This window comes from uncultured Aquimarina sp. (assembly GCF_947500065.1).
Taxonomy (GTDB): Bacteria; Bacteroidota; Bacteroidia; order Flavobacteriales; family Flavobacteriaceae; genus Aquimarina.
Window position 1 is genome coordinate 416,324 of record NZ_CANMQT010000002.1, and the last position, 21,511, is coordinate 437,834.

Consider the following 21,511-nt stretch of genomic DNA (forward strand, 5'->3'; position numbering starts at 1 on the left):
ATTTTTTTACACAAAAGTAAGAACATTACTATATTCACACGCCCTTTATTTACTATCAAATTATCTTTTTTAATTTTTTCTTGTAGGTATCTTTAAAGGTTCTCGTCTAAGTACACACAGGTATAATATACATGATGCACAAACTCTTCATAATACTAGCGACATTTTCTTTTTTTGGCAACCAAATAAAAGCTCAAAAAGAATATCATAGAGAATATTATAGTAACGGCTCAATTAAGGCTGAAGGATGGAAAATGGATCATCAAAAGATAGATTATTGGTATACATATCACTCCAATGGAAACATTTCGGAACAAGGACATTTTAGAAATAATAAAAAAATTGGATACTGGTATTTCTATTCGGCAGAAAATAAACTTATTAAGGAAGGGCATTTTACAAACGATAAAGCAGAAAAATGGTGGATTATTTACGATATTGCCGCTGGTAATAATAAAAATCAAATTACCAGAAAGTATCAATATCAAAATAATAAAAAAAACGGGTACTGTCTATTATATAAAAATGACAAACTTTTTAAAGCAGAGAAATACATTGATGATCAAAAGACCGGAGAATGGACAGATATTTTTAGCTTCAAAAAAGATAATCCCAATGCTTCCCTATAAATGAATCCCTTAATCAAAGTTATCATACCTGCCTATAATGAAGAAGGCTCTATAGGTCACGTAATTAAAGAAATTCCTAAGGAAGTTTCTGAGATAATTGTAGTGAGTAATAATTCTACTGACAATACGGAAACTGTAGCAAAACAAGCTGGAGCTATTGTATTAAGAGAGGAAAGAATGGGATACGGATATGCCTGTCTTAAAGGATTAGAGTATATTGCTTCACAAAAAACTACTCCGGAAATTATTGTATTCCTAGATGGTGATTATAGCGATTACCCTGAGGAATTAACGAAAATTGTTGCCCCTATTATCAATCAAGATATGGATATGGTCATTGGCGCACGAGATAAAAAATTAAGAGAATCAGGTTCTATGACCGTTCCTCAGATTTTTGGAAATTGGCTTGCTACCAGTTTAATGAACTTGTTTTTTGGCGCAAAATTTACAGATCTTGGGCCTTTTAGAGCAATCAAATATGATAAACTTATGGAACTAAATATGCAGGACAAAACCTATGGATGGACAGTAGAGATGCAGTTAAAAGCCATAAAAAAACGTTTTACATATGTAGAAGTTCCTGTTCGCTATAAAAAGAGAATAGGCGTCTCAAAAGTTTCAGGAACCATAAAAGGTGCTATCTTTGCAGGCGTTAAGATTTTAAGTTGGATTTTTAAATATAGCTTTGCGTAATGGATATTGCTATCATTGTTATTTATACACTAGCGTTACTAATAATTTTCTTGTACAGTTTGGCGCAGTTGAATTTACTATTCAACTACCTAAAGTCCCGAAAAATAGAGGATAACTCTCCTATTTTTGACCTCTCTAAAGAAGAAGAAACTCCATACATTACGGTTCAGTTACCAGTTTATAATGAACTCTATGTAATGGATCGTTTACTGGATAACATTGCGTTATTAGAGTATCCTAAAGACAAATTAGAAATACAAGTATTAGATGATTCCACCGATGAATCTGTGGAAACTACTGCAAGTCATATTGAGAGATTACAAAAAGTAGGTTTAGATATTCAGCACATCCGTCGTGAAAATAGAACGGGATTTAAAGCAGGAGCATTAAAAGAAGGTTTAAAAACTGCTAAAGGTGAATTTATAGCAATTTTTGATGCTGATTTTCTTCCTGGCAAAAAATGGCTGCTTCAGACAATTCCCTATTTCAAAAAAGAAAACATTGGTGTTGTACAAACACGTTGGGGGCATATCAACAGAAATTATTCTATGTTGACCAAAATTCAGGCTTTTGCACTGGATTTTCATTTTACCATGGAACAGGTAGGTCGTAATTATAAAGACCACTTCATTAATTTTAATGGAACCGCAGGTGTATGGAGAAAGAAATGTATTGAAGATGCTGGAAACTGGCAAGGTGATACATTGACCGAAGATTTAGACTTAAGTTACAGAGCACAGCTCAAAAAATGGAAATTTAAATATCTAGAAGAGGTAGAAACTCCAGCTGAATTGCCGGTTGTCATTAGTGCCGCTCGTTCTCAGCAATTTAGATGGAACAAAGGTGCCGCAGAAAATTTCCAGAAACTATATTGGAAAATGCTGAAAGATAAGAGTGTTCCTTTTAAAACTAAATTTCATAGCTTTTTTCACTTATTGAACAGTAGTATGTTTTTACTAGTGTTACTGGTTGCAGTTTTAAGTGTTCCTGTGATGTACATTAAAAATAGTAATCCTATGTTTAGTTGGTACTTTAACGTGATCGCATTTTTTGCCTTAAGTACAGTTATATTTTTCTTCTGTTACTGGCATACCTTCAAGAAAATTCATAGCGGAGGATTTTGGAATTTCATAGAATATATAAAAATGTTCTTTACCTTCTTTTCAATAGCAATGGGATTCTCAGTGCATAATTCTATGGCGGTTTTAGAAGGCCATTTCGGAAAGAAAAGTGAATTTGTACGAACTCCTAAGTTTAATATTAATAACCTTAAGGATTCCTGGAAAGGGAACAAATACGTCAATAAAAATATCTCCGGAAACACAATTATAGAGGCATTGCTTATGTGTTATTTTGCATTTGCTCTTTATAGTGCTTTTAAGCTTCAGGACTTTGGATTGTTTTTGTTTCATATTATGTTATTCCTTGGGTTTGGGTTTGTATTCTTTAAATCTGTTACTTCTAAAATGTAATGGCTGCACTATGGAAATACAATAAACTTTCCATAATCTTCACCTTTATTTGTGCCTTATTTTATTGGAGTTTTGCGTATCAGTTAGAACGTACTGATTTCATAAAAATATTTGGTCTATGGATTGGGTTATTCTTTCTGACTTATAAAATCATCCAGACTAATCCTAATAATAGTAAACTCTTAGCTGGTATTGCGTTAGGGTTTAGAATCATATTTCTGTTAGCAACACCTAACCTTTCGCAGGATTTTTATCGCTTTATCTGGGATGGGCGAATGTTACTAGAAGGGTTTAACCCCTATCTATCATTACCAGAAACATGGATTTCACAGGGCAATTCTCCTATTCTTCAGGCACAGGAGTTATATACAGGAATGGGTACACTTAATGGTAGTCATTATACCAATTATCCTCCTATCAGTCAATTTTGTTATTTAATAGCTGGAGTTTTTTCCGGAAAAACTATTCTGGGTTCAGTAGTTGTTATGCGATTACTGATTATTTTAGCAGATGTTGGTACTTTTTTCTTTGGTAGAAAATTATTGCGAATGCTCCATATACCAGAAAATAGAATCTTTTGGTACGTACTTAATCCTTTCATCATTATAGAACTTACCGGAAACCTTCACTTTGAAGCCGTAATGATATTTTTTATCATCTGGTCTTTATATCTTTTACAAAAAGGATATTGGTATTGGGCTGCTATTGCTTTAGCACTTTCTGTATCTGTGAAATTAATTCCTTTGTTATTTTTGCCATTGTTTTTTCAGAAGTTTATTGTTGGGCTAAATCACATCAGCATTAAAAATCGATTTCTTAAACTAATAGGTTTTTATAGTATAATCATCCTAGTAACTGTGCTCCTTTTTGCTCCTTTTTTGTCTTCTGAATTTATTTCTAATTTCGGTACGACTATTGGGCTTTGGTTTCAGAATTTTGAATTTAATGCTAGTATTTATTATATCATTCGTTGGATTGGTTATCAAACTATTGGTTGGAATATCATTGGTACTGTTGGAAAAATTTTACCGTTAGTTGTGATAGGTATTCTTTTGCTATTAACTTTTTTTAGAAAAAACGGAAAAACAACTCAGTTAATTACGGTAATGGTTATTGGTATCTGCAGTTATTATTTCTTATCTACTACAGTTCATCCTTGGTATCTGGCAGTTCCTTTAGCACTTTGTGTTTTCACCAAATATACATTTCCAATTTGGTGGTCTTTTGTCATTATATTAAGCTATACAGCATACATACATCCTGATTTTAAAGAAAATTTATGGTTTGTTGCTCTCCAATATAGTATCGTATTTGGTATTTTTATTTTTGAAGTGTTTAAAAACACAAAAAGAGTTTCATTAAAATCTATTTATAATTGAGTTTTAAACTACATAGTAAAATCTCCTTAGTACTTATAACATCTCTTATATGTGGCTTTTCATTTTCTCAGGACATTAATATGATTACGAAATCACTACAAAGTGATTGGGATTTATGTAACTATAGAACCAACAAACACTTTTGTGAATCAAATGTAAGGAGACCAGATTGCAATTATCATATTAGATTTATAAAAAATCAATTTATCTTGTTTAAGGAATCTAGAGAAATTGATGCCGGCAATTTTGAAATCGAACATCACTACGATGATGTTTTCTTTATAAATTTCTATTCTTCATCGAATGATGAAATTTTAAAACTATTGAGCACTGATACTATTAAGCTTTTTAATAAAAAAGAAGAAGGTTTTATGCTTTTAATAGAATTGACGGGAAAATTATTCATACTAAAAAAACAACAACACAACCTTGACAATTAATTTCAGAAAAATAGGACGAAGATTATTACGATTCACAGCATTCATTGTTATTTTGATTCTTTGTGGATACATATTTTTATACATAAAACAAGAACGCTTCTTTTTTAACCCTAAAATCTTAGATAAGGATTACGTTTATTCTTTTGATCAACCTTTTGAAGAAATCAATATATCGGTAGAAGATGATGTGAATTTAAATGCATTATTATTTAAAACTGATTCTATTAGTAAAGGCGTGATTTTGTACTTTCATGGAAATGCAGGAGCAATCCACGAATGGGGAGAAAGAGCCTATTTATATACAGAAAACAACTTTGATGTATTATTTGTGGATTACAGAGGGTATGGTAAAAGTGACAGTTTTTATGAAGAAGAATCTGAGTTGTATAACGATGCACAAAAAATATATGATTATGTCCTTACCCGTTATAATGAAAAAGATGTTATTGTATTAGGATATTCAATAGGAACAGGATTTGCATCGTATACTGCAGCAAAGAATAATCCTAAACTTCTTATTTTAGAAGCTCCATATTATGCCTGGAATGAGTTTATAGCTAGTATGGCTCCTGTTCCACAAGCATTAATCAACTACGAAATTCCATCCTATAAATTCTTAGGAGAGGTCAATTGTCCTGTTCGGGTTTTTCATGGTTCCAGAGATTTTCTGATCAAACCAGAAGAACATTCGAAACGATTAAAAAAATTATATCCTGATAAAATCGAACTTACACTCATCAAAGGTGCTGGGCATAATGGTATTTACCTTTCTAAACAATATTATGATGAGTTGAAGGAGTTGTTGGCTAGGTATTAAACTAAAAGAAATGAGCAAGATTATTAGTCTTGCCCATTTCTTTTAGTCATTTTATAAATCTTAAGCTTACATCATTCTCAAGTTAATAACTTCTTGCTCGGTAAGTATACGCCAATGGCCTCTAGGAAGATCTTTTTTGGTTAATCCTGCAAAAATGACTCTATCTAATTTCACAACATTATAATTAAGGTGTTCAAAGAGCTTCGTTACAATTCCATTTTTAGAAGACATTAGCTGAATTCCTATTTCGCTTTTTGCTGCTCCTTCTATATAAGAAATTTCATCAACTTTTATAAACCCATCCACTAGTTTGATTCCTTTTTCTATTTTCTGAAAATCTTCAAACTTCAGGTTACGATCTAATTCTACATGAAAGATTTTACGAACTCCAGTTTTATGATGTGTTAATTTCTTTTCTAAATCTACATCATTGGTAAATAATAATAATCCTGTTGTATTACGTTCTAATCGCCCCACAGGTTTCAACAAAGATTTAGAGGCATTAGCAACTAAATCCATTACTGTTCTAGTTTTCTCAGGACTCATTGAAGTTACAAATCCTTTAGGCTTATTCAGCAGTACATACTCTTTCTTCTCTGGCGTAATAAGACGACCATCAAATTTAACCTCATCGGTCAATTTTACTTTGTAACCCATTTCAGTAATAGGCTTTCCGTTTACCCAAACACTACCTGTCTTGATATACAAATCTGCATCTCTTCTGGAACAAACTCCAGAATTAGCAACGAACTTATTTAATCGGATTTCATCAGAATCAGAAATCTTCTTAGGTGAGTTATTTTTATTTTTTATAGGAGCATTACCTTTAGTATATGTCTTCCTTTTTGGTCTTCCTCCTTGTCTTTCACTTCCTTTTCCCTTGTTGGAATTGTCACCACGACTCATATCTTACATTTTTTGCAAAGATAGTTGTTTAGTTGTTAGCAATAACAACTATTCTTCTCCAAACCAAACCGTACTTTGCCGCTCTCGATTCACACTTAACTGAGTTACATCTGGTCTAGAATAATGCCCGACTGGATCAAAGTTCTGACGTTCTTGTAATACTCGATTAAAATCCAAAGTTTCTATCAATAGTCCTTCTTTATGAAGCACAGGTTCTAAGATCCATTCGCCATCAGGTCCTGCTATACATGAACCTCCATTTCCTAACACATCGGGTGCTTTTTTTAGAATTTCATCTAAATGTGGCGTGGATGAAGGAAAATCTTCTTTACGCATCAGACTAGAAACCGAAATCACATAAGATCTTGATTCTCTAGCAATAAAACGAGTGATATCTTTGGTGTTATAATCACTTCCTGGCCAAACAGCTACATGTAAATTCTCTCCTTGCCCATATAAAGCAACTCTTGGCAACGGCATCCAGTTTTCCCAACAATTTAAACCTCCAACAGTAAATGCTTTTAATGGATGTACACGAAGCCCGTTACCGTCTCCTGGAGCCCATGTTAAACGTTCTTCATATGTTGGTTGCAATTTGCGATGTACTGATTTAATTTCTCCATTCTGATCTATATATACTAAGGAGGCATATAAACTATGACCTCCTCTATCTAATGGTCGTTCTATAATACCCAAATAGATCGCTATCGTATGTTCTTTAGCAAGGTTACAAATACTATCAAGGTCTCCATGTTCTATTACTACAGCGTTCTGCGCGTAATGCGCATGAATCTCCTTCTGTGTTTTATTATCAAATTGAGCGCCGTCTGTAAGAGAAACCCAAAAAGGATACCCTGGCAATAAGGTTTCACCAAACACAACAAGCTCTGCTTTTTTTGAAGCAGCTTCAATGATTGTTTTTTTAATTTTTTCTATGGTGGCATTTTTATCCAGCCAAACAGGGGATATCTGAGCTAATGCAACAGTAAGTAATTGATTCTCCATAAAGAATATCTAATTTTATAATTTATATACCCAGATATACTGGTGTAATTTAGAAAATTTATGAATTTGATTAACAAATAATTAACATTCAAGAAGTTGATTTTCAAATACTTAAAAACAAAAATTTGCATTACGGTTAAACCATCAGATAACGTTAAATTAACATTGGAGAGGGCTCAAAAATTCAATTATTCGCATGATAAGAAGCATAGCATTTGAGAATTTAATATCAAAAAAATCAATCCACCTTCATACTCACAAAGTAAACTTATAAAAAGTATATATCATTCAAAGTTCAATTTATGTTAAAACCTATCATTTTTTACCTAAAGGTAAACTTAGGAATACGTTCTAATAAAATTCAAACTCAAAAAAAACCATCCATCACGTCTACATTTGTCTTGTAAAATTAAAACAAACAATATTTTATAACTCAAATCAAAAACACGTAAAAATGAAAAAATTAATTGTATTAGTAGTAGCCGTTTTAGCATCAACTCAGATTTTTGCCAATGACAAAAGCACAAAAGAAACAACAGAACAAAAATTAAGAAGCGAGATTGTTCTTTTATTAGACAAGCCTCAAATCGAATTAGACGGAAATGAAATCAATGCAAATATTGAGTTCATCTTAAATGCAAAAGGTGAGATCGTAATTCTTACTGTTGATTCAGAAAAAGAGTCAGTAGAATCTTATGTAAAATCAAGATTGAACTATAAAAAAATTGATTCTTACATCACTACAACAGGAAACAAAGTGTTTAAACTAAAACTAAAGGTATTAAATCCTGAAGCTTAGTTCTTAACGCAAAACCTACAAAGAAACAGGCAGTTACATTAAAATAATGTAACTGCTTTTTTTATGTTTTCTACCAAAGTATTCTATCCAGAATCATGTTAACATCAATCAACACAATACTAAAAACACCAGACACTATAATCAGTTTTAAGATATTATGTAACCACACATAATGCGTTCTACCATCAGATTTCCATAAGGCAATCAGGAATAAAAGTAAAAGTCCTAGACAAACATAAAAATAGATGTACATAAACCCAACCTCATATCTTGTTAGCAATAGATAAATAGGAATACAAGAAGCGAACACAAATAAACTAATGATTTTTTTAGAAGTGGACTCTCCATAAATAATAGGAATAGTTTTATAATTCTGAGCAACGTCACCTCTAAGGTTACCAAGATCTTTAACCATTTCTCTCATTACCAACATTAAAAATAAAAAAGTAGCATGAACAAAAATAACCTCATCAAAATTTTTGTAGTAAATAAATACAGCAAAAAATGGTGTTATTGATAATATAGAAGCTACAAAGTTTCCTAGAAAAGGTTTTCTCTTCAACTTATGAGAATAGAACCAGATGCCAAAAACATATAAAGAAAAAAACAATACCGCTCTAAACGATACATAACTTGCAAATATTACAGAAAGGAAATTAAGCACAAAATACCCTGTTAGCTTAGTTCGCTGGCTTACCAGACGATCCAACATAGTTTTCTGCGGCCTATTTATTAAATCTTTTTCTCGATCATAAAAGTTATTGATAATATATCCCGCAGCAATTACACCTGCAGATGCCAAAACAATAACAAAAAGATTCGTATCAAAAAATACTTTTCTTAACGGAATATTTGGAGCTAAAATAAAAATGGAAGTAAGATATTGAGCCAGAACAATGATAAGAATATTATAACCTCTTACAATAGAAAACAGACTCAATAACTTAAGAAGAATGAGTTTATTTTTTCTGGAAAGCATCCGATGAAAATATATTAAAAGTTGTAAACCACCTCTAACTTATAATCTTTAAGTGCAGCCTGTGCTTTGTCTAAATCTTGGGTAAATCCTAGAATATAACCTCCTCCACCAGAACCACATAGTTTAAGATAGTAGTCATTAGTTTCAATTCCGTTTTTCCACAATGCGTGAAATTGCTTTGGAATCATGGGTTTAAAATTATCTAGCACAACGTTTGACAATTGCTTAATATTAGAAAACAAAGACTTTATATCTCCCTGAAGAAAATCATCAACACAAGCATCAGTGTGCTTTACAAACTGGTTTTTAAGCATCGTACGAAAACCTTCTTGCTTCATGTTTTCCATAAAGATACTTACCATAGGTGCAGTTTCTCCTACGATTCCGCTATCTAATAAGAATACAGCTCCTTTTTTATGATCTACACTCTGAGAAGGAATTCCTGCCGGTTCTATATTATCTTTGGAATTAATAAGTATAGGTAAACTTAAGTAACTGTTTAAAGGATCCAAACCAGAACTACTCCCATGGAAAAACGATTCCATCAGCCCGAAAATTTCTTTTAGCTTTAGTAGTTTATCACGAGTGAGGTTTTCTAAAACTGTAATCTTATCCTCTGCATATTTATCATAAATTGCAGCTACTAATGCTCCACTACTACCTACTCCATATCCTTGAGGAATACTGCTGTCAAAATACATTCCGGATATTACATCATCCTTTAATCTTTGTAAATCGAATTTCACAACATCCTTATCCTGAATTTTTTCTAAGTATTCAGCAAAGTTATTTAGATTTTTATTGGATTTAACAGCTTGTTCATCTGGATTATCAGACACCTTTAGGGCTCCTTTAAAGAAGTTATAGGGTATAGAAAGACCTTTAGAATCTTTAATAATACCGTATTCTCCAAACAAAAGTATTTTCGAGTAAAAAAGTGGTCCCTTCATCAATTTGTTTTCCTTATATCCAATTTGTCTAACTAATTAGGATAAAGTTACAACAATTTGGCACCCAATCCTATTTTGTCGCAAATATACTGCCCTTTCTGACAATATACAACTAACTCACTCTTAATGAAATCCATGACCTGATCTTTCTCAACATCTGGGTACAATACATGCACATTAGCACCAGCATCTAGTGTAAAACATACCTTGGAACCTGTTTCTTTTCTATACTCCCAAATCTTGTTGATTACGGATAACGTATTTGGCTTCATCAATATAAAATAGGGTAGCGAGGTCATCATCATAGCGTGTAACGTTAAAGCTTCGCTTTCCACAATCTCTATAAATGCATCTAAATCTCCAGATATTAGAATATCCTTGAGCGCTAGGATATTTGTATTCGCTTGATTAAATCGTTCTGAAGAAAAAGGATGGCCGTGCATTAAATCGTGGCCAACCGAACTGCTTACCTGCTTTTCACCTTTATCAACCAGAAGAATAGTATCTTGATAGTTAGTAAAATTATTGTGAACCGTATATGGAAATTTAATAGCATATGCATCATCACTACCTTCTATATCTTTATGAGATCCCCAGACTGTTATTGGTCCTTCTATACTTCTACTTGCGCTTCCCGATCCCAACCTAGACAAAAAGGAGGTTTTTTGTATACATTCCTCATCCGTCATTTCCGAATTCATTTCTTTTTCTAACTGCATTAAACAATATGCCAATGCACTCATACCACTTGCAGAAGAAGCTATTCCACTACTATGAGGAAAAGTATTACTGGTTTCAATTATGAATTTATAATCCTTAAGAAAAGGAACATATATGGCAATTCTTTGAAAAAAACTTTGGATTTTTGGTTTAAAATCTGGTTTTGGTTCATTCTCAAAAAACAATTCAAACTGAAAATCTTCTGAAATATTCTCCAGCTTCTCATACCTTAATGTTGTCTCCGTTGTACACATATCTAATGTAAAACTTATTGAAGGGTTCTCTGGTAATTGAACAGGTCTCTTTCCCCAATATTTAACCAACGCAATATTACTTGGTGATTTACAAGAAATAGATCCTTTTTCTGGTATTGTTAAAGATTTTTTAGTGATAAACTGACTATAATCACCCATAATGTAAATAATTTTGGCAAAGATAAGTTGTTATGTGGTTTTTAAAGTAAGCTAGTAAAAATAAATTGCTATTTTAGTATTTAACTAACTAATCCTAAATGAAAAAAAAGCTACTGCGTATTGGTATCGCTGTATTATTGTGCGTATTAATTGGTTTTTTGAGCAGTATTGCTACTCAAACATCCATTAGTACTTGGTACGTAACTCTAAAAAAGCCTTTCTTTACGCCACCCAATTGGCTTTTTGCTCCTGTATGGTCAATCCTATATGTCACAATGGGAATTGCAGCAGGAATTGTTTGGAGTAAAGGTTTTTATCATAAATGGGTAAAAACTGCGTTATATCATTTTGGGTTTCAACTTTTACTCAATGCTGCGTGGTCCATTTTTTTCTTTGGAATGCGCAATCCATTGATCGCACTTGTGGATATACTTGCCCTGTTTATCCTATTATTGTTTACAATCAAGTGGTTTAAAGTTGTAAACTCAACGGCCGCTTACCTACTTATCCCTTACTTGATTTGGGTTGCTTTTGCAGCTGCATTGAATTTTAGTATATGGCAACTTAACTAAACCAAGAATGAAGGAATAATTTATTTATGAACAAAAAGTCAATCGTCTTACAGACTACTTTAGAATTAATTACAAAACAAGGAATACGGGCAACTTCTCTTTCTCAAATTATCAAAGAATCTGGTGTTGCCAATGGTACTGTATACCATCATTTCAAGAATAAAGAAGAGATCATAACAGAACTTTATTTAATGCTTACACAAGATTTTGGTACTGTGGTTATGCGAAATATCCCAGAGGATGATGTTAAAAAGCAATTTTCCATAATGTGGCTGAACCTGTTTCATTATTTTGTAAATAACCCACTTGCTTTTGTGTTTTCTGAGCAAATAGCGCGATCTCCTGAGATTCCACAATCTTTAAAAGATAAAGCAAGACAATACTATGCCGAAATTGAAAATTATTTTAAAGCAGGTATCCGTAAAAAAACATTTAAATCATATAATTCTATGGTGATGGAAGAGTTATTTTTTGGAAATGTAGTCTCCATTGTAAAAATCCACGAAAACGAAAAAGTAAAACTATTAGATAAACACATTAATCAAGCTATAGAAATATCCTGGAAAGGCTTCTTAAGAGATTAAATATTCAGTTTTATCTTTAAATTTCACATAAAAAATCCCGCCAAATTATTCTTTGGCAGGATGTATTGATCTTTAGTTTTAAAATATATTATCTGGATAGTATCATCTTAATTAAATATGACATTCACACAAGAATCTTTGTATAATTTTTTAACTGCTATTTGTATTGCTTCCTTCGTTTCTTTTGTTTTCCCAATAGATTTTCCTTTATAATACAAATTGCCATTACCTTTCCAGGAAAACTCATCACTATGAGATTTTATAATTCTTAGTCCATTTTTCCTGGTTATCTGAAAAGATTCTAATTTCTGGTCATACTCTAATCCTGCCGGAAAATAAACTTCAGTCACAAATTTAGTATCTCCATTTCCATACATATAACAAACACATTCCCCAATGTCTTTTGCTTCAGAAACTCTCACCATGTTATTTTGCACAATACTCCATCGCTCATTAACCTTAATACCTACCATATCCATCAGCATAGTTCCTTTTTCTGCTAGTTTTTTATTAATAAAGGATTCGAAGGTAACAACTGCCGAGATGATTCCAGCATTTTCTTTCTGACTCTGAAAAACAACTTTATCTAACGTCAATCTGAAACTATAATTGTCATCATTTATGATATCATCTAATTGCGAAGAAACATTTTTCTTATCATAATCTTTTCTGACCAAAGCTCCTGATAAATTAACATAGACGGTATTACCGCTATATTTTTCATCAAATAGATACAAAACATCATTTTTTTTGGCTCCTCTTTCTAAATCGTTAATCTTATTTATATAATTCATCAACAACTTTTTTATAGGCTCCTCTTCATTGGCATATCCTATATTAAAGCTATTACAGATAAAAATAATAATAAATACTAGTGTAATTTTTTTCATAGTTAATAAGGTAATGGTTAAACCTTTTTAAGATACAAAAAATTACACAGATTTCCGAGAAGTATTTGGACAACTAACTTCTTAAATACTTAATTCCAATAACTTATTTAGTGTCCTAAGGTTTCTTGTAGTGGTTTGACACTTTAGTTTTTTTTCAAAAAAGTTATTGTGTAGTTTAGTTTTTCCATAACCAATGGCTGCAAATAAGTAAATTACATTTTTAGTAATTATGAATTCTTCAGGGTCAAAAGAAACTTTAGAAAGTTCTGCTACGGCTATTGGATCTGGTTGATCATATAATAGCATGAAGTACATTTTTTTATCTTCAATCTCTTCTCTTTCTAATCTTTTTGCAAAAGGATTGTTATTAAGAATTTCACTAAGATCCTTATGAGTAATAATTAAAACGGGCACATCGAAACCGAAATGTTTCTTAATTGCAGTCTTAATCTTAATTTGCAAATCATCTATATTTTCCGAAAGATCTTTAAAAACAATATTTCCACTTTGGATATATGTTACCACATCGCTAAACCCTAATTTCCCCATAATCCTCTTAAGATCAGCCATTTCAATCTTTTTATGACCCCCTACATTTATTCCTCGAAGTAATGCGATATATGTATTCATTTTTTTGATGTAATAGCCTGAGCAGCAATATAACCACCCGTCCAAGCATTCTGAAAATTAAATCCTCCTGTTATAGCATCAATATTTAACACTTCTCCAGCAAAATACAAATTCTTATGTTTCTTACTCTCAAAATTTTTAAAGTTTATCTCTTTAAGGTCTATCCCTCCAGCTGTTACAAATTCTTCCTTAAATGTACTCTTCCCATTTACCTTAAAAACACATCTAATTAGTTGTTCAGACAATTTATTAAGTTGAGATTTATTGGTGTCTGCCCATCGAGTAGTATTTTCTATACCTGAAGCAATAACTAAGCTCTGCCAAAGTCTTTTCGGTAGCTCAAACTGAGCATATTTGAACACTTGTTGTTTTGGGTTTTTATCTTTTAATACTTTAAGCATGTCTATTGCTTCTTCCTGAGAATAATCTTGTAACCAATTGACGATAACTTCAAAATTATATTCATAAGAATTCAGTTCAATAGCTCCCCAAGCAGAAAGCTTAAGAATAGCAGGACCACTCACTCCCCAATGTGTTATAAGCAATGGACCATCACTAAATAATTTAGAATCTTTTACTTGTACCGAAGCGTTCGTTGCAACACCAGCCAAACCTTTGATTCTAGTATCTTTTATATTAAATGTAAATAAAGATGGAACTGCATCAATTGTATGATGATCTAAGGCCTGTAACTTTGACCAAATTTTCGGATTGCTTCCAGTAGCAATCATTAGTTTTTCCGTTTCAAAATCTCCTTGACTTGTGACTACTTTCCAATTTTCGTTTTGCTGATAAAAATCTTTGACAGCATGATTCGTCAAAACCTGAATTCCCAATCGCTTGGTTTCAGATAAAAAACAATCTATAATGGTCTGTGATGAATCCGAAACAGGAAAAATTCTTCCATCGTCCTCTATTTTTAAAGATATTCCGCGGCTTTCAAACCATTCCATTGTATCACCTGTCATAAAAGTGTGAAAAGGGCCGATAAGTTCTTTCTCTCCTCTCGGATAGTTTTTACTCAATGCATTAGGAATGAACTCCGCATGTGTTACATTACATCTTCCTCCACCAGAAATCCGAACTTTGGATAGTACTTCTTTTCCTCTTTCGAGAATAGCTATTTTTAGACTTGGATCATTTTCTGCTACATTAATAGCTGTGAAAAAACCTGCTGCTCCACCACCGATTATTAAGAGATCATATTGCATTATGCAAAATTAGGGAAATCTGTAATGATTGCATCAACCTTCCAGGTTTTTGATGCTTCTATCATAAATGAATCATTTACTGTCCAGGTATATACTTTATAACCTTTATCCTTTGCCAAAATGACTTCTTCTTTTTGTAAAGAATAAATCGGTGGATGTACAGAAAATGCTTCTAGCGATTCAGCTACTTTTAATATGGAAGGGATATTTTTTTCCGTTAGCACCCCTAATTTAAATGCAGAAGTTCTAGATTTTATTTGGAATAACTGAGAGTGATCAAAACTAGATAAGATGAAATGATCATAATCCCATTTCGAATCTTTGATTCGTTTTTCCAAAAGCTCTACAACGGGATTAGCAGTGCCAATTCCTTTTAGCTCTATATTAAGAGTACATGTAGCATTCACAAAATCTAATACTTCATTAAGAGTCGGAATCCTATATCCTTCTCTGGTTCTATATTTTTTTAATTCTTGTAAAGTGAATTCAGAAACCTTTCCTTTACTATTGGTAGTTCTTTGTAATGTTTCATCATGGATAACCACCAGTTCTCCTGATTTACATTTATGAACGTCAATTTCTATTCCGTCTACATTATGCTTCAGAGCTTGAGCTATAGATTCTAATGTGTTTTCGGCAACCAATCCAGCTGCTCCACGATGTCCAAATATTTTCATCTATTTAAATATTTTAATCACTTCTAAATTAATTAAAAAGCGTATCCAATAGTAAATGATAGTATCGGTAATATTACATTATCTGTGCGAGTTTGTCCATAACCTATACCGCCTTCAAAACCTATATGAAGCCAATCGAAATATGTTCGTTGTATTCCATACGCTAATCCAATTACAGACAGATCACTTTCATCTGTAAAAAGATCTTCTTCATTACCTTCCAAATCCTCAAGAAAACTCTTTGTGAAATAATAAGTCCCCTTTAGTGCTATAAAATTACCACTGTTTTTGGAAATATTTTTACCTTTTTCTTCTCTTTGTTTCAGGTTGTAATAATATCTGTACTGCCCATCAATTATAGGAAGAATTGCAAAGTTAGTCTCTATATTTCCGTTAAAATCTTCGCTGGATCCAATACCCCACAAAAAACCTGCATTTAATAATATGGTAGAGTTTTTAGTAACTCCAAATTCAACTTCTGCTCCTGGAGTTAGAAAATTTATTCGAAATTGTACTGGTTCTACCTTTGCCATATCCTGAGCAAAAGATGAACACACAAATAGACCACATACTAAAATAGAAATTATTTTTTTCATTGATTTAATTTTTTTGAAGCGGCAAATATCCACAAAAAAACGCCTTAGAAAAACTAAGGCGTCATTATTTTAATAAGTCAATATTATTTAAAAGCAGGAATCCCTGTAATATCCATACCAGTAATCAATAGATGAATATCATGAGTTCCCTCATAGGTAATTACACTTTCCAGATTCATCATATGTCTCATAATGCTATACTCACCAGTAATTCCCATTCCGCCAAGAATTTGCCTTGCTTCTCTAGCTATTTTAATAGCCATATCTACATTATTACGTTTCGCCATAGAAATCTGAGCAGTAGTCGCTTTTCCTTCTTCTCTTAATACTCCCAATCGCCAGGCAAGCAGCTGCGCTTTTGTAATTTCAGTAATCATTTCCGCTAGCTTCTTTTGCTGTAATTGTGTTCCTCCGATTGGTTTGTCGAATTGAATTCTTTCTTTAGAATAACGCAAAGCTGTATCATAACAATCCATAGCAGCCCCAATTGCACCCCAAGCGATACCGAAACGAGCTGAATCCAAACAACCTAATGGAGCTCCTAGTCCACTTTTTCCTGGTAATAGGTTTTCCTTAGGTACTTTTACATTATCAAAAATAAGCTCTCCGGTTGCTGATGCACGAAGCGACCACTTATTATGAGTTTCTGGAGTAGAAAAACCTTCCATACCTCGTTCTACCACAAGTCCATGAATTCTTCCTTCTTCATTTTTTGCCCAAACCACCGCGATATCCGCAAAAGGAGCATTGGATATCCATAACTTAGCTCCGTTAAGCAAATAGTGATCACCTTTATCTTTAAAATTAGTTGTCATCCCAGCAGGATTAGATCCGTGATCCGGTTCAGTAAGACCAAAACACCCCATAAACTCTCCTGATGCTAATTTAGGAAGATATTTATTACGTTGTTCTTCACTACCATATTTCCAAATAGGATACATTACTAAAGAAGATTGTACTGAAGCAGTAGAACGTACTCCCGAGTCTCCTCTTTCTATTTCTTGCATGATCAACCCATAACTAATTTGATCCAATCCTGCTCCTCCATACTTTTCTGGAATATAAGGGCCAAATGCACCTATATCAGCTAATCCTTTAATAATTTGATTTGGGAACTCTGCACGTTGTGCATATTCTTCTATGATAGGAGAGACATCTCGTTTTACCCAACTACGAGCAGCATCTCGAACCAATTTATGTTCATCTGTTAAAAGTTCATCTAAATTATAATAATCTGGTGCTTCAAAAAGATCGGGCTTCATTGTATTTTGTATTTATATTTTATACTATTTTCAAAATTATGGTTAATAAACCGCTAACAAATGTAATTAATGAAAAAAGAGCAACCAATTTTTTTTGACTTCTTAAAATATAATATAAAACATTAAGGATACTTAATATCCGTGATCTACGAAATTCTGACTATCCAAAACCCTTGTATATTGCTCTAAATCTGATACTATTTGTGGATAATTTCCGCATTCCACAGTCAGTTTCCACACATTTTAGAAGCCTTTAACGTTATTAAGATTTTATTTAAAATATTGTATATCAGTTGCTTAAATACAAATATCTAATAGAAATTCATCTGGCACAATTATCTCTATTTACTAGATAACGAAATAAAGAATAATTAAAACCTAAGAACAAAATGAAAAATTTATTTGTATTACCAGTATTAGCTTTTGGACTTTTATTAGGAACACAAAGTATCGCTGCACAAGAAACGTCTTCTGATGAAACTGTAGAAGTTACTACTCAGGAAAAATATATTGAATTAGCTGTCGAGAATTTACCTCAACCGGTACTTGATGCTGTAGCAAAAGATTTTGCTGGTGCAACAATTAGTAAAGCAGCCGCTAAAGAAGATGCATCTGAGTTTAAGTTAGAACTTACTAAAGAAGATGGTGAAACAGTAGAAGTACATTGTGATGCTGACGGAAATTGGATTACTAAAGACTAATTTGCTGTAAAAATCTTAAGAGCGTTAATTTATAGGAATATAAATTAAACTTCGTAGAGTGATTGAATTTGGAAAAGGGGAGTTATTATAGCTCTCCTTTTTTATTTACATTTTTAGATAAAAGTCTTTGGTCAATTCAATGTACTCAGAGGTATATTGATGCCTTGCATTTTCTATAATCAGTTCGCTTGATTCAAACGCTACTTCGTTAAAACCAAATAACAACATACTTCTTTTAATTTCGGAAGAAGGATTTCCTTTGACTCTAGTAATCTTTTGAGGATACAACCCCGTTTTTTTTGCAATACCTATAGCTCTCTCTTCTTCCTTAAAAGGTAATATAACAGCAAACTTACCCTTTTCCGACAGCAAATGAGAAGCTCCTACAAAAAGATGTTCAAAAGGCAGAGCATCTTCAAATCTCGCTGTATCACGACTTATGTCTGAAGTTTTATAATTATCCGCATAAAATGGGGGATTACTTACTAATAAATCATATTCGTCTTCAATTTCCTGAAAAAACTCCTGAAAAGAGGCATGATAGCAAAACAATCGATCTCCCCAATCTGAAGCTTCAAAATTCTCTACCGCTTGCTCATATGCATTATCATCAATTTCTAGAGCATCGATAGTTTCTGCATAAGAACGTTGAGCCATCATCAACCCAATAACACCGGTTCCTGCACCTATATCCAATATAGAATTAACTTCATCAGATATTGGAACCCAAGAACCTAATAAGACTCCATCAGTTCCTATTTTCATAGCACAGCGATCCTGATGTACGGTAAATTGTTTGAATTTAAATGGCTTGGACATTCAATTAAAGATAAAGATCAATCAATCCTTCTGGAGTATTTACAAAAACTGTATTTGTTTCTCTGTCTACTTTATCTATAAATTCATCATTCATGGGTATTAAGATTTCAATACCATTACGATCGATCTCAAAAAGTGCTTGAGCGGTAGTATCATTAATATGCTTAATTACACCGACCTCACCAAAATTATTGTCTACGATCTTAAAGCCTACTACTTCATGAAAATAGAATTTATCTCCTTCAAGTTTAGGCAAAAGGTTTAGTGGCAGATATATTTCTGCTTTCATAAGATCATCTGCACCTTCTTCAGAATCAACATCTTCGAATTTTACTCTAAGCAAATCACTTTTATGAAGTGAACTTTTTTCAATAAAAAATGGAACCAGGTTTTTGTTATAATTAACAAAAACTGATTCCATTTTCACATAACTTTCAGGTTCGTCAGTGTCAAGTTTTACCAACACTTCGCCCTTAAAACTAAATTTACTTACGATTCTGCCTAGATAGAAGCAATCTTCTTTCTTCATCGTCAATAATGCAACTATTCTTCCTCGTTGCTAGCTTCTTCAGTTACTTCTGCTTCTGTAGCTTCTGCCGCTACTTCTTCTGCTTTTGCAGACGCTTCAGCTTCTGCAGCATCAGCTTCACGCTTAGCATTTACTTCTTTTTCTGCTTCAAGAATTTTTGCTTTAGCATCTGCTTCTGCTTTTGCTAAAGAATCTTTCTTAGCACCAACAGCACCATCTTTTTCCTGTAACCAAGCATTGAATTTTTCTTCAGCTTGCTCTTCAGTTAAAGCTCCTTTTCTAACTCCACCTGCAAGGTGATTTTTAAGCATTGCTCCTTTATAAGAAAGAATAGCTCTAGCCGTGTCAGTAGGTTGTGCTCCATTTTGTAACCATTGTACAGCTCCATCAACATCTAAGTCAACAGTCGCTGGATTGGTATTTGGATTGTAGGTACCTAATTTCTCTAAATATCTACCATCTCTTTTTGATCTAGCATCTGCTGCTACGATCCAGTAAAAAGGCTTTCCTTTTTTACCGTGTCTCTGTAATCTTATTTTAACAGACATATTAATTAATTTTTGGGTACTCGACCCCGTTTATAATTTAAGTGCGCAAATGTAATCATTTTTAGCAAATTAGCACTAAAATCATTAGTCTTTAATTACATATTATAAATACTCTTATTAATACAAGCTCCAAAACAGTTTTATGATCAATAAAATTTCCATCTCAAAACAAAGGTAAAAACTTACTTTACTTCTCCTAAAATTATCATTTTGTGTATTTCATCGATGTTTTTTATCATTAATCGTCAAAAATTGTGTTTTTTATCGTAAAAAAATTGTTTTCCTGAAATATTCATTATATGTTTGTACCAGAACATTTGACTATAGCTTTACTATAGTTGGATTTTTTAAAGCCCCAAGAGTATGATTAAAAAAATTACCCCACTATTGGCATTAGTATGCCTGATTTTTAATTCCTGTACTACCGATATTGAGGTGAATTCACCTGGATTACAAGCTACAGTTAACGGAAAATTATTCAGACCTGATGTCAGAAAAGCAATTATTCACGATGACGGAACATTAGTAATTGTAGGAAACACAGGAACTGAATCCATAAGCTTTACTACATCTTCTACAAATACCGGAACTTATAGAATAGAACAACAAGCTATAAACAAAGTAAGTTTTGAGAAAAACGATGTTAAATTCATCTCAGAAGACGGCGTGAGCAATGGACAAATTGTAATTACAGAAATTCATGATAATCTAATTTCTGGTAATTTCTATTTCGAAGACCTTAAAGGTAGTAATGGAAAATCTATGAGTTTTCAAAATGGTTGGTTTTATAGACTACCTATAGAGAATTTTGTTCCTGAAGTAGAAGAACCAGAACAAGAAGAGATTGTAATAAACGTTGAAGAGGAAGAAGAAGAAATCAATCCTTGTCTTCTTAATGCATCTCTAACTGCTATGATTAATGGTAATGAAATGATCACAGACGATCATGACGCTATTCCATTTGGAGTAAATACTCCATCAATTCTAATCAAAGCTAGTAACGAAACCGAAGAAATAACTATTGTTTTCCCTATTGATGTTACCGTTGGAGAACATTCTTTAACAGGATCTGGAGCATATAGCGCAACATACAGTTTAGACAATGATAAATCGTCTGCAGTCTCAGGAAGACTTACAATTACATCTCACGATACTGAATCCAAATGTATCAGTGGTAGTTTTGAATTCAATACTACAAGTGGTGCAATTGTTACAGAAGGACAATTTGATTACGGATATTAACCATAACTCAACTATAATTGGAAAGCGTTCACCAAATAATTGGTGAAC

The 21,511-nt window shown here is 32.6% G+C and carries 25 protein-coding genes; 11 read left to right on the plus strand and 14 right to left on the minus strand.

The features are described from left to right. Positions 1-131 precede the first annotated feature (131 nt). From Q0975_RS07245 to Q0975_RS07270, 6 genes are read left to right on the plus strand one after another with little or no spacing between them, the layout of a single operon-like run. Positions 132-629 (plus strand): hypothetical protein, encoded by a 498-nt coding sequence (locus Q0975_RS07245; protein WP_299434843.1) that lies wholly within the window; start codon positions 132-134, stop codon positions 627-629. Beyond that, positions 630-1,322: a glycosyltransferase family 2 protein gene (locus tag Q0975_RS07250; RefSeq protein ID WP_299434845.1), complete on the plus strand. Its 693-nt coding sequence runs from the start codon at positions 630-632 to the stop codon at positions 1,320-1,322. Continuing rightward, positions 1,322-2,794, plus strand: a complete 1,473-nt coding sequence (locus Q0975_RS07255; RefSeq protein ID WP_299434847.1) for a cellulose synthase family protein — start codon at positions 1,322-1,324, stop codon at positions 2,792-2,794. Before Q0975_RS07250 ends, Q0975_RS07255 begins: the two co-directional genes overlap by 1 nt. Next, positions 2,794-4,173 (plus strand): mannosyltransferase, encoded by a 1,380-nt coding sequence (locus Q0975_RS07260; protein ID WP_299434849.1) that lies wholly within the window; start codon positions 2,794-2,796, stop codon positions 4,171-4,173. The genes Q0975_RS07255 and Q0975_RS07260 overlap by 1 nt, the downstream gene beginning before the upstream one ends. Then, positions 4,170-4,613 (plus strand): hypothetical protein, encoded by a 444-nt coding sequence (locus Q0975_RS07265; RefSeq protein WP_299434851.1) that lies wholly within the window; start codon positions 4,170-4,172, stop codon positions 4,611-4,613. The genes Q0975_RS07260 and Q0975_RS07265 overlap by 4 nt, the downstream gene beginning before the upstream one ends. After that, positions 4,603-5,430: an alpha/beta fold hydrolase gene (locus Q0975_RS07270; RefSeq protein WP_299434853.1), complete on the plus strand. Its 828-nt coding sequence runs from the start codon at positions 4,603-4,605 to the stop codon at positions 5,428-5,430. Before Q0975_RS07265 ends, Q0975_RS07270 begins: the two co-directional genes overlap by 11 nt. Before the next feature lie 66 nt (positions 5,431-5,496). Here Q0975_RS07270 and Q0975_RS07275 read toward each other — a convergent pair whose 3' ends face one another. Further along, a complete protein-coding gene (locus Q0975_RS07275; protein WP_299434855.1) occupies positions 5,497-6,336 on the minus strand; it encodes a pseudouridine synthase in 840 nt (279 codons plus the stop codon). A gap of 48 nt (positions 6,337-6,384) precedes the next feature. Beyond that, a complete protein-coding gene (locus Q0975_RS07280; protein ID WP_299434857.1) occupies positions 6,385-7,341 on the minus strand; it encodes a carbon-nitrogen hydrolase family protein in 957 nt (318 codons plus the stop codon). A gap of 454 nt (positions 7,342-7,795) precedes the next feature. Between Q0975_RS07280 and Q0975_RS07285 the strand changes: the two genes are divergently transcribed. Continuing rightward, on the plus strand, positions 7,796-8,140 hold the full coding sequence (locus tag Q0975_RS07285) for a hypothetical protein (RefSeq protein WP_299434859.1): 345 nt from the start codon (positions 7,796-7,798) through the stop codon (positions 8,138-8,140). Between the two features lie 70 nt (positions 8,141-8,210). On the opposite strand, the gene Q0975_RS07290 is transcribed toward Q0975_RS07285, so the two are convergent. From Q0975_RS07290 to Q0975_RS07300, 3 genes are read right to left on the minus strand one after another with little or no spacing between them, the layout of a single operon-like run. Beyond that, entirely contained in the window at positions 8,211-9,119 is a 909-nt protein-coding gene (locus Q0975_RS07290; RefSeq protein WP_299434861.1) for a geranylgeranylglycerol-phosphate geranylgeranyltransferase, read from the minus strand. A 14-nt stretch (positions 9,120-9,133) separates the two neighbouring features. Beyond that, positions 9,134-10,069, minus strand: coding sequence for a mevalonate kinase (locus Q0975_RS07295; RefSeq protein ID WP_299434863.1), 936 nt, complete (start codon positions 10,067-10,069; stop codon positions 9,134-9,136). A gap of 47 nt (positions 10,070-10,116) precedes the next feature. Next, positions 10,117-11,202, minus strand: coding sequence for a diphosphomevalonate decarboxylase (locus tag Q0975_RS07300; RefSeq protein WP_299434865.1), 1,086 nt, complete (start codon positions 11,200-11,202; stop codon positions 10,117-10,119). A gap of 98 nt (positions 11,203-11,300) precedes the next feature. On the opposite strand from Q0975_RS07300, the gene Q0975_RS07305 reads away from it, so the two are divergent. After that, entirely contained in the window at positions 11,301-11,774 is a 474-nt protein-coding gene (locus tag Q0975_RS07305; protein ID WP_299434867.1) for a TspO/MBR family protein, read from the plus strand. A 26-nt stretch (positions 11,775-11,800) separates the two neighbouring features. Continuing rightward, on the plus strand, positions 11,801-12,358 hold the full coding sequence (locus Q0975_RS07310; protein ID WP_299434869.1) for a TetR/AcrR family transcriptional regulator: 558 nt from the start codon (positions 11,801-11,803) through the stop codon (positions 12,356-12,358). Positions 12,359-12,465: 107 nt separating this feature from the next. On the opposite strand, the gene Q0975_RS07315 is transcribed toward Q0975_RS07310, so the two are convergent. The 6 genes from Q0975_RS07315 to Q0975_RS07340 form a co-directional block, all read right to left on the minus strand. Continuing rightward, positions 12,466-13,248, minus strand: a complete 783-nt coding sequence (locus Q0975_RS07315) for a hypothetical protein (RefSeq protein ID WP_299434871.1) — start codon at positions 13,246-13,248, stop codon at positions 12,466-12,468. A gap of 81 nt (positions 13,249-13,329) precedes the next feature. Continuing rightward, positions 13,330-13,878 carry a DUF1697 domain-containing protein gene (locus tag Q0975_RS07320; RefSeq protein ID WP_299434873.1) on the minus strand — a complete coding sequence of 183 codons (549 nt, stop codon included), beginning with the start codon at positions 13,876-13,878 and terminating at the stop codon, positions 13,330-13,332. Beyond that, positions 13,875-15,092: an NAD(P)/FAD-dependent oxidoreductase gene (locus tag Q0975_RS07325; protein WP_299435894.1), complete on the minus strand. Its 1,218-nt coding sequence runs from the start codon at positions 15,090-15,092 to the stop codon at positions 13,875-13,877. The genes Q0975_RS07320 and Q0975_RS07325 overlap by 4 nt, the downstream gene beginning before the upstream one ends. Then, on the minus strand, positions 15,089-15,766 hold the full coding sequence (locus Q0975_RS07330) for a glycerophosphodiester phosphodiesterase family protein (protein WP_299434875.1): 678 nt from the start codon (positions 15,764-15,766) through the stop codon (positions 15,089-15,091). Before Q0975_RS07330 ends, Q0975_RS07325 begins: the two co-directional genes overlap by 4 nt. 32 nt (positions 15,767-15,798) lie before the next feature. Then, the gene (locus tag Q0975_RS07335; protein ID WP_299434877.1) at positions 15,799-16,362 is read right to left on the minus strand and encodes a DUF3575 domain-containing protein; all 564 of its coding nucleotides are present in this window, start codon (positions 16,360-16,362) and stop codon (positions 15,799-15,801) included. A gap of 83 nt (positions 16,363-16,445) precedes the next feature. Continuing rightward, positions 16,446-17,624 (minus strand): acyl-CoA dehydrogenase family protein, encoded by a 1,179-nt coding sequence (locus tag Q0975_RS07340; protein ID WP_299434879.1) that lies wholly within the window; start codon positions 17,622-17,624, stop codon positions 16,446-16,448. Positions 17,625-18,013: 389 nt separating this feature from the next. Between Q0975_RS07340 and Q0975_RS07345 the strand changes: the two genes are divergently transcribed. Then, positions 18,014-18,325, plus strand: coding sequence for a hypothetical protein (locus Q0975_RS07345; protein ID WP_299434881.1), 312 nt, complete (start codon positions 18,014-18,016; stop codon positions 18,323-18,325). A 105-nt stretch (positions 18,326-18,430) separates the two neighbouring features. Here the strand turns inward: Q0975_RS07345 and Q0975_RS07350 are convergent, their stop codons facing one another. The 3 genes from Q0975_RS07350 to Q0975_RS07360 are packed head-to-tail and all read right to left on the minus strand — an operon-like array spanning position 18,431 to position 20,221. Then, the gene (locus Q0975_RS07350) at positions 18,431-19,144 is read right to left on the minus strand and encodes a methyltransferase (protein ID WP_299434883.1); all 714 of its coding nucleotides are present in this window, start codon (positions 19,142-19,144) and stop codon (positions 18,431-18,433) included. Positions 19,145-19,148: 4 nt separating this feature from the next. Then, positions 19,149-19,673: a ribosome maturation factor RimM gene (gene rimM / locus Q0975_RS07355; RefSeq protein ID WP_299434885.1), complete on the minus strand. Its 525-nt coding sequence runs from the start codon at positions 19,671-19,673 to the stop codon at positions 19,149-19,151. A gap of 14 nt (positions 19,674-19,687) precedes the next feature. After that, on the minus strand, positions 19,688-20,221 hold the full coding sequence (locus tag Q0975_RS07360) for a 30S ribosomal protein S16 (protein ID WP_299434887.1): 534 nt from the start codon (positions 20,219-20,221) through the stop codon (positions 19,688-19,690). A gap of 363 nt (positions 20,222-20,584) precedes the next feature. Between Q0975_RS07360 and Q0975_RS07365 the strand changes: the two genes are divergently transcribed. Then, positions 20,585-21,463 (plus strand): DUF6252 family protein, encoded by an 879-nt coding sequence (locus tag Q0975_RS07365; RefSeq protein WP_299434889.1) that lies wholly within the window; start codon positions 20,585-20,587, stop codon positions 21,461-21,463. Positions 21,464-21,511 lie beyond the last annotated feature (48 nt).

Coding starts and splice junctions, on each gene's coding strand:
- Q0975_RS07245 (WP_299434843.1), top strand. CDS start 132: ATGATGCACAAACTCTTCATAATACTAGCGACATTTTCTTTTTTTGGC.
- Q0975_RS07250 (WP_299434845.1), top strand. CDS start 630: ATGAATCCCTTAATCAAAGTTATCATACCTGCCTATAATGAAGAAGGC.
- Q0975_RS07255 (WP_299434847.1), top strand. CDS start 1,322: ATGGATATTGCTATCATTGTTATTTATACACTAGCGTTACTAATAATT.
- Q0975_RS07260 (WP_299434849.1), top strand. CDS start 2,794: ATGGCTGCACTATGGAAATACAATAAACTTTCCATAATCTTCACCTTT.
- Q0975_RS07275 (WP_299434855.1), bottom strand. CDS start 6,336: ATGAGTCGTGGTGACAATTCCAACAAGGGAAAAGGAAGTGAAAGACAA.
- Q0975_RS07280 (WP_299434857.1), bottom strand. CDS start 7,341: ATGGAGAATCAATTACTTACTGTTGCATTAGCTCAGATATCCCCTGTT.
- Q0975_RS07285 (WP_299434859.1), top strand. CDS start 7,796: ATGAAAAAATTAATTGTATTAGTAGTAGCCGTTTTAGCATCAACTCAG.
- Q0975_RS07290 (WP_299434861.1), bottom strand. CDS start 9,119: ATGCTTTCCAGAAAAAATAAACTCATTCTTCTTAAGTTATTGAGTCTG.
- Q0975_RS07295 (WP_299434863.1), bottom strand. CDS start 10,069: ATGAAGGGACCACTTTTTTACTCGAAAATACTTTTGTTTGGAGAATAC.
- Q0975_RS07300 (WP_299434865.1), bottom strand. CDS start 11,202: ATGGGTGATTATAGTCAGTTTATCACTAAAAAATCTTTAACAATACCA.
- Q0975_RS07305 (WP_299434867.1), top strand. CDS start 11,301: ATGAAAAAAAAGCTACTGCGTATTGGTATCGCTGTATTATTGTGCGTA.
- Q0975_RS07310 (WP_299434869.1), top strand. CDS start 11,801: ATGAACAAAAAGTCAATCGTCTTACAGACTACTTTAGAATTAATTACA.
- Q0975_RS07315 (WP_299434871.1), bottom strand. CDS start 13,248: ATGAAAAAAATTACACTAGTATTTATTATTATTTTTATCTGTAATAGC.
- Q0975_RS07320 (WP_299434873.1), bottom strand. CDS start 13,878: ATGAATACATATATCGCATTACTTCGAGGAATAAATGTAGGGGGTCAT.
- Q0975_RS07330 (WP_299434875.1), bottom strand. CDS start 15,766: ATGAAAATATTTGGACATCGTGGAGCAGCTGGATTGGTTGCCGAAAAC.
- Q0975_RS07335 (WP_299434877.1), bottom strand. CDS start 16,362: ATGAAAAAAATAATTTCTATTTTAGTATGTGGTCTATTTGTGTGTTCA.
- Q0975_RS07340 (WP_299434879.1), bottom strand. CDS start 17,624: ATGAAGCCCGATCTTTTTGAAGCACCAGATTATTATAATTTAGATGAA.
- Q0975_RS07345 (WP_299434881.1), top strand. CDS start 18,014: ATGAAAAATTTATTTGTATTACCAGTATTAGCTTTTGGACTTTTATTA.
- Q0975_RS07350 (WP_299434883.1), bottom strand. CDS start 19,144: ATGTCCAAGCCATTTAAATTCAAACAATTTACCGTACATCAGGATCGC.
- rimM (WP_299434885.1), bottom strand. CDS start 19,673: ATGAAGAAAGAAGATTGCTTCTATCTAGGCAGAATCGTAAGTAAATTT.
- Q0975_RS07360 (WP_299434887.1), bottom strand. CDS start 20,221: ATGTCTGTTAAAATAAGATTACAGAGACACGGTAAAAAAGGAAAGCCT.
- Q0975_RS07365 (WP_299434889.1), top strand. CDS start 20,585: ATGATTAAAAAAATTACCCCACTATTGGCATTAGTATGCCTGATTTTT.